Source organism: Streptomyces fuscigenes (genome assembly GCF_021556455.1).
GTDB classification, from domain to species: domain Bacteria; phylum Actinomycetota; class Actinomycetes; order Streptomycetales; family Streptomycetaceae; genus Streptomyces; species Streptomyces fuscigenes.
In genome coordinates this window covers 1-6,965 of the sequence record NZ_JAKGCV010000297.1, presented here as the reverse complement: position 1 = coordinate 6,965, position 6,965 = coordinate 1, and the positions used below count along the sequence as shown (strand labels likewise).

At 73.2% G+C, this 6,965-nt stretch carries 6 protein-coding genes; 5 read left to right on the top strand and 1 reads right to left on the bottom strand.

Annotated elements, in window-relative coordinates; all coding sequences use genetic code 11:
* Positions 1 to 169 precede the first annotated feature (169 nt).
* Positions 170 to 298, top strand: a complete 129-nt coding sequence (gene mmpB / locus L1885_RS28955) for a morphogenic membrane protein MmpB (RefSeq protein WP_268984311.1) — start codon at positions 170 to 172, stop codon at positions 296 to 298.
* Between the two features lie 33 nt (positions 299 to 331).
* Positions 332 to 934 carry a Maf family protein gene (locus L1885_RS20500; protein ID WP_235798625.1) on the top strand — a complete coding sequence of 201 codons (603 nt, stop codon included), beginning with the start codon at positions 332 to 334 and terminating at the stop codon, positions 932 to 934.
* On the opposite strand, the gene L1885_RS20495 is transcribed toward L1885_RS20500, so the two are convergent.
* On the bottom strand, positions 878 to 1,372 hold the full coding sequence (locus L1885_RS20495) for a hypothetical protein (RefSeq protein ID WP_308117362.1): 495 nt from the start codon (positions 1,370 to 1,372) through the stop codon (positions 878 to 880). The genes L1885_RS20500 and L1885_RS20495 overlap by 57 nt on opposite strands.
* 506 nt (positions 1,373 to 1,878) lie before the next feature.
* On the opposite strand from L1885_RS20495, the gene L1885_RS20490 reads away from it, so the two are divergent.
* The 3 genes from L1885_RS20490 to L1885_RS20480 all read left to right on the top strand — a co-directional run bounded on the left by L1885_RS20490 (position 1,879) and on the right by L1885_RS20480 (position 6,848).
* A complete protein-coding gene (locus tag L1885_RS20490; RefSeq protein WP_235798626.1) occupies positions 1,879 to 3,633 on the top strand; it encodes an acetyl/propionyl/methylcrotonyl-CoA carboxylase subunit alpha in 1,755 nt (584 codons plus the stop codon).
* A 143-nt stretch (positions 3,634 to 3,776) separates the two neighbouring features.
* Positions 3,777 to 4,391 carry a TetR/AcrR family transcriptional regulator gene (locus tag L1885_RS20485; protein ID WP_235798623.1) on the top strand — a complete coding sequence of 205 codons (615 nt, stop codon included), beginning with the start codon at positions 3,777 to 3,779 and terminating at the stop codon, positions 4,389 to 4,391.
* A 255-nt stretch (positions 4,392 to 4,646) separates the two neighbouring features.
* The gene (locus L1885_RS20480; protein WP_235798622.1) at positions 4,647 to 6,848 is read left to right on the top strand and encodes a phosphocholine-specific phospholipase C; all 2,202 of its coding nucleotides are present in this window, start codon (positions 4,647 to 4,649) and stop codon (positions 6,846 to 6,848) included.
* Positions 6,849 to 6,965 lie beyond the last annotated feature (117 nt).

Sequence of the window (6,965 nt, the reverse complement as noted above, 5' to 3'; positions counted from 1 at the left end):
CGCACGCCCCCGGCCGTCCTGCCCGGTCGTACGTCCCGGCCGCCCCGCCGCACGCCCGCGCCGCGCGGCGGGCGCGGGGCGGTCGCGCGCGCTCCGGCGGACCCGGCCCGGCCGCGGTGAGTACGCGTACTCAGGCGCGGGACCCGGAGCCGGACGCACCATCGAGTGCATGCTCTGGTCCGATCCCGACGACAAGCCCCCGAGGGAGCTGCGCGACGTCCAGACGATGCTGCGGCGCGCGGGGGTCGTCCTCGGCCTCGCCATCGTGCTGGCGATGCTGGTGGCCGGACTCCTGTGACCGGCGCTCCCGGCGGCCGTTAGCCTCGGTCGCATGACAGACAACCGCCGTCTCGTGCTCGCCTCGCAGTCCCCCGCCCGCCTCGGCCTCCTGCGGGCCGCGGGCTTCGCGCCCGAGGTGATCGTCAGCGGGGTCGACGAGGACGCGCTCTTCGCGCCGACCCCCGCCGAGCTGGCCCAGGTCCTCGCCGAGGCGAAGGCCGCGAGCGTCGCCGAGCGGCCCGCGGCCGCCGGCGCCCTCGTCGTCGGCTGCGACTCCGTGCTGGACCTCGACGGGCAGCCGCTCGGCAAGCCGGTGGACGCCGAGGACGCGACGGCCCGCTGGAAGTCGATGCGGGGCCGCGCGGGGATCCTGCGGACGGGTCACTGCGTCATCGACACGGCGAGCGGGCGGCGCGCCGCGGCGACGGCGTCCACGACCGTGCGCTTCGGGACGCCGTCGGACGCGGAGGTCGCCGCGTACGTCGCCTCGGGCGAACCGCTTCACGTGGCGGGCGCCTTCACGCTCGACGGCCGTTCGGCTCCCTTTGTGGAAGGCATCGAGGGCGACCACTCCAACGTGATCGGGCTGTCGCTGCCCCTATTCCGCAGGCTTCTCCTTGAACTGGATGTGCCCCTCACGGACCTGTGGGTGTGAGGGCGGCGCGGGGGCGGATTCCGCCGCGGGCCGCCCGCGGTCCTCGCCGTAGGCGAGCAGCACCCACACCAGCAGCCCCAGCGCCACCATCAGCACCGCGAAGACCGCCCAGCCGAGCAGACCGGACGCCACGGCTCCGAGAACTCCGTGGGCGATCGCGCAGACGATGAGCAGGACCCGGCCGGCCCGGCCGAACGGCCGGTCCCCGAGGGCCGTCCGGACCAGCGTCGCCGCACAGAACAGCAGGAAGAGCGCCGCGAGCGAGCACCCCACCCACGCCCCCGCGGACATCGCCGAGGGCTTCAGCCCGGCCAGTGACATGTGCTGGGCGCCCACGACTCTGGAGAGCAGCGCGGCCACCGCGACGAGCACCACCGCCTCGACGAGGACGACCGCCGCCGTCACCCACGCAACCCACACCACCGGTCGGCGCACCACGTGGCCCACCCCTTTTCTCTGGTTCTTCTGGTTTTTCTGGTTCTTCTGGTTTTCTCTGGTGCTCTTCCGTCGCGGCCGCGACGGGCGCCCGGGTGGCGTCCGTGCCCCAACAGGCGGGCGGCGCTGGGCCGATCGGCCGAGCCCCGACGTTCCGGTTACCGCGAGTACGGAACGCTCCGGGCACGCTACTCATCGGTAAACGGAGGGACAAGAGTTCGAGCAGGGTCGCCGCGGTTCGCGCCCGGCTCGCCGCCGGAACGCGGGGCACTATGGGGTTCCTACAAAGAAACACGATTGAGCGCAGGGCACTCGAACAGAGAGCTGGGCCACATCAGGGCGCTACTGTGCGAGTAAGAATCCCGGCGTACCGTGGGGCCACAAGGGATTTCGTTACCTGGGCGAACCTCGTATCACGCTCCGTGTGGACGAGCTCACCATTGGGGACAGGTCTTACGACCGTGTCGGCAGTCCCTAAACTCAGCTTGTTTTATTTGGAGGGAGCAATCGTGCGCAAGGTGCTCATCGCAAACCGCGGCGAAATCGCCGTCCGTGTGGCCCGTGCCTGCCGGGACGCGGGTATCGCGAGCGTGGCGGTCTACGCGGAGCCCGACCGGGACGCGCTGCACGTCCGGGTGGCGGACGAGGCATTCGCCCTGGGCGGTGACACCCCGGCGGCCAGCTACCTGGACATCGCCAAGGTCCTTCAGGCGGCCAAGGACTCCGGCGCCGACGCGGTCCACCCCGGCTACGGATTCCTCTCCGAGAACGCCGAGTTCGCCCAGGCCGTCCTCGACGCCCAGCTCACCTGGATCGGCCCCCCGCCGCACGCCATCCGCGACCTCGGCGACAAGGTCGCCGCACGGCACATCGCGCAGCGCGCCGGGGCGCCCCTCGTCGCGGGCACCCCCGACCCGGTCTCCGGCAGCGACGAGGTCGTCGCCTTCGCCGAGAAGCACGGCCTGCCGATCGCCATCAAGGCGGCGTTCGGCGGCGGCGGCCGCGGCCTGAAGGTCGCCCGCACGATCGAGGAGATCCCCGAGCTCTACGACTCGGCCGTCCGAGAGGCCGTCGCCGCCTTCGGCCGGGGCGAGTGCTTCGTCGAGCGCTACCTCGACAAGCCGCGCCACGTCGAGACGCAGTGCCTCGCCGACCAGCACGGCAACGTCGTGATCGTCTCCACCCGCGACTGCTCCCTCCAGCGCCGCCACCAGAAGCTCGTCGAGGAGGCGCCCGCGCCCTTCCTGAGCGAGGAGCAGAACGCGCAGCTGTACGCCGCGTCGAAGGCGATCCTCAAGGAGGCCGGCTACGTCGGCGCGGGCACCGTCGAGTTCCTCGTCGGCGCCGACGGCACGATCTCCTTCCTCGAGGTCAACACCCGCCTCCAGGTCGAGCACCCCGTCACCGAGGAGGTCTCGGGCATCGACCTCGTGCGCGAGATGTTCCGCATCGCGGACGGCGAGAAGCTCGGCTACGACGACCCCACGCCCCGCGGCCACTCCTTCGAGTTCCGCATCAACGGCGAGGACCCGGGCCGGGGCTTCCTGCCCGCGCCCGGCACCGTGACCCTCTTCGACCCGCCCACAGGACCCGGCGTCCGCCTCGACACCGGTGTCGAGACCGGCAGCGTCATCGGCCCCGCCTGGGACTCCCTCCTCGCCAAGCTGATCGTGACGGGCTCCACCCGCAAGCAGGCGCTGGAGCGTGCCTCCCGCGCGCTGGAGGAGTTCCGCGTCGAGGGCATGGCCACCGCCCTGCCCTTCCACCGCGCCGTCGTCACCGACCCCGCGTTCACCAGCGAGCCGTTCACGATCTTCACCCGCTGGATCGAGACGGAGTTCGTCAACGAGATCCCGCCGTTCGCCGCGGCCTCCGCCGACGGCGAGGCCGACGAGGAGGGCCGCGAGACCGTCGTCGTCGAGGTCGGCGGCAAGCGCCTGGAGGTCTCCCTCCCGTCCTCGCTCGGCATGAGCCTGGCCCGTACGGGTCTGGCCGCGGGCGCCAAGCCCAAGCGCCGCGCCACGAAGAAGTCCGCCTCCGCGGTCTCCGGCGACACGCTTGCCTCCCCGATGCAGGGCACGATCGTCAAGGTCGCCGTCGAGGAGGGCCAGGAGGTCCAGGAGGGCGACCTGATCGTGGTCCTGGAGGCCATGAAGATGGAGCAGCCCCTGAACGCGCACCGCGCGGGGACCGTCAAGGGCCTCGCGGCCGCGGTCGGCGCCTCCGTCACCTCCGGCGCCACGATCTGCGAGATCAAGGACTGACCGGCCGGCGCCCGTGGCCGGCCGCACCGGCCGGCCACGGCGTCCGCCGCACCGGGTGCCGTCCGATGGCATCCTTGTCCCCACCCGGCCGTGCGGCGGACGCGCGAGAACCGGGCGGCAGCGGGCAGGAGAGGACGCGGCAGATGGCGAGGAGCACGGGGACGGCCACGGCGGAGCCGCGCAGGGGCATGCGCGCGGACGCCCGCCGCAACTACGAGCGGCTGCTGGCCGAGGCCCGCGCGGGCTTCGCCGAGCACGGCACGGACACCTCCCTGGAGGACATCGCCCGCCGCGCCGGGGTCGGCATCGGCACGCTCTACCGGCACTTCCCGAACCGCCAGGCGCTGATGAGCGCGGTCTTCCAGGACGCGGTGGCCGCGCTGCTCGACCGGGCCCGCGAGCTGGGCGAGGCCGAGCACCCCTGCCGGGCCCTGGTCGAGTGGCTGCGGGCCTTCGTGACGTACGCCGGTGAGTACCGGGGCCTGTCGCGGGCGCTGATGTCCGCCCACCGCGACGACGACACCTCCGCGCTCGGCCGCTGCAACGTGCCGCTGCGCACGGCGGGGGACGCCCTGCTCGCCCGGGCACGCCAGGCCGGGGCCGTGCGGGAGGACGTCTCGATCGACGACCTGCTCCAGCTGACGAACGCCATCGCGCTGGCGTCGGAGCAGACGCCCGAGGACCCGGAGCTGGCGGACCGCCTGCTGGCGCTGACGCTCAAGGGCCTGGCGCCGCGCCCGCCGGCCCGCACGGCCTGAGCGCACGGCACCCGGCCGGCATCCGATCGTCCGCCGTGACCGGACCGGCGCCCGAGCGCACGTGGCACGCCCGACGCGGCGGCCCGCCCGCGCCCAGCGCCGCGCCCGTCGCGGTCCCCGCGTCCCCACCGGCACGGCGACATGACCAGGAAAATGTGATCATTTCCGCTGCTATTCACGCCCGCGTCTCCGACACGCCCGCACCGGGTCCCTAGGTTTCGCAGCACCCCCCAGTCCTCCGGAAGGTGCTGCCCCATGTCTGACCTGTCCCGCAGAGGCTTCGTCGGCGCGGCCGCCGCGATCACCGGTGCGGCCGCCGTCGCCGGCGTGTCCGCGCCCGCCGCCGAGGCCGAGCCCGCGTCGCACAGGCCCCCGGCCAAGCCGCACGGCGACCTCCGCGACATCAAGCACATCGTGATCCTGATGCAGGAGAACCGCAGCTTCGACCACTACTACGGCTCCCTGCGCGGTGTGCGCGGCTTCGGGGACCGCTCCACCACGACACTGCCGGGCGGCCTGTCCGTCTTCGAGCAGCCCATGTCGAAGCCGGGCGAGCCCCTCGCCGGCACGCAGTACCCGTGGCGGCTCGCCGACGCGCCGGCCTCCGCGTACCCGGCGGGCCACCAGCCGCCCAGCTCGGAGGTGGGCGCGCAGAACTACGGCGGGACGGACCACAGCTGGGAGTCGCAGCACACCGCCTGGTACGGCGGCCTGATGAACGCCTGGTACGCCAGCAAGGGCGGCCCGACGACCCTCGGCTACCTCGACCGCCGCGACCTGCCGTTCCACTACGCGCTGGCGGACGAGTACACGATCGGCGACGCGTACCACTGCTCGGTGCTCAGCGCGACGGGCCCCAACCGCACCTACCTGTGGGGCGGCACGATCGACGCCGCCAACGCGCACGGCTCGTACACGGCGTACAGCGGCGGTGACGAGCTCGGCCGCAACCTCCTGTGGGAGTCCTACGCCGAGACGCTGCAGAAGGCGGGCGTCACCTGGCGGGTCTACCAGGGCAGCGACAACTACGGCGACAACGGCCTGGAGTACTTCAAGACCTTCGCCCAGCACGACCCGGGCCAGGGCGGCACCGCCGCGCCCGGCAACGTCTACTACGACAACGGTGTCGCGAGCGTCCCCGAGCCGAACGACCCGGAGACCGGCAACGCGGACAACCTGGTCCTCGCCATCAAGAAGGACGTCCTGGCCGGCACGCTGCCGCAGGTGTCGTGGGTCGTGACCAACCAGCGCTACTCCGAGCACCCCGACGGCGCCCCCACCGACGGCGCCTACTACGTGCACGAGGTCCTCAAGGCGCTGAACGCGGACCGCGACGTCTTCGACTCGACGCTCGTCGTCATCAACTTCGACGAGAACGACGGCCAGTTCGACCACGTGCCGCCGCCCGTGCCCGCCCCCGGCGAGCACGACGAGTTCGTCGCAGGCACCGACCTGTCGCAGTACGGCTTCACGGCGCCGATGCCCGTGGGCCTCGGCTTCCGCGTCCCGCTGCTGCTGGTGTCGCCGTGGACGCGCGGCGGCTGGGTCACCTCGGAGGTCTCCGACCACACGTCCGTGATCCAGTTCATGGAGAAGTGGACGAGCGCGCTCGGCAAGCCGGCCCTCAGCCCGAACATCAGCGCCTGGCGCCGTCGGGTCTGCGGCGACCTCACCGGCGCCTTCGACTTCGGCTCGCCCGTCTACGGCCTGCCCCGGCTGCCCGGGCTGGAGCCGATCGGCGACGACACGGGCTACGACCCGCCGGTGACGACGAACCGGATGCCGAAGCAGGAGGGCGGCACGAAGAAGGCCCGCCCGCTGCCCTACCAGCCGAACGCGAACCTGGTCGGGTTCACGCGCGGCGGCGGCGCCGCGACGGCGAAGCTGGAGTTCGCCAACGGCGGCGCGCACGTCGGCCGGGCCAGCCACTTCTCCGTCTACAACAACCGCGCGGACTCGCCCTCCCCGGCGGACTACCCGGCGAAGTTCCCCGGCCAGTACACCGTCGACGCGTCGAAGGACGCCTCGCGCACCGTGTCCGGCACCGCCCCGGTCGGCAAGGACGGCGAGGACACCGCGTACGACATCACCGTGCTCGGTCCGAACCGCTTCCTGCGCCACTTCACCGGCGACGTCGACACCGCGGGCGCCACGGCGCAGGCGGTGGCGTCCTACCCACAGGCGGGCCACGGCCACGCGTCCCGGCCCGCGCTGGAGCTGCGGCTGACCAACGACGGCCACAAGGCGGTGACGTTCACCGTCCGCTCGGAGCAGTACCTCAAGGACCGGGCGGTCACCTACCACGTCCCCGCGCGCGGCCACGCGACCCACACGGTGGACCCGCTGGGCCGCAGCGACGGCTGGTACGACCTGACGGTCCGGCTCGACGGCGACGCGTCCTGGTCGCGCCGCTTCGTCGGCCACCTGGAGGACGGCTCGGGCAGCGTCACCGGCTGACCCCGGCGGCACGGGCGCGGCGGCCTGTCGAGGGCACGGGCCGCCGCGCGCGCCGTCACGGGCGGGCGCGGCGGCGGCGCCGGCAGCGCGCGCCGCGAGGGCGCGCGGCCCGCGTAC

What these genes read in the sequence shown, in the direction of transcription:
- mmpB (WP_268984311.1), top strand. Translation starts at nt 170, where the DNA reads ATGCTCTGGTCCGATCCCGACGACAAGCCCCCGAGGGAGCTGCGCGAC.
- L1885_RS20500 (WP_235798625.1), top strand. Translation starts at nt 332, where the DNA reads ATGACAGACAACCGCCGTCTCGTGCTCGCCTCGCAGTCCCCCGCCCGC.
- L1885_RS20485 (WP_235798623.1), top strand. Translation starts at nt 3,777, where the DNA reads ATGGCGAGGAGCACGGGGACGGCCACGGCGGAGCCGCGCAGGGGCATG.
- L1885_RS20480 (WP_235798622.1), top strand. Translation starts at nt 4,647, where the DNA reads ATGTCTGACCTGTCCCGCAGAGGCTTCGTCGGCGCGGCCGCCGCGATC.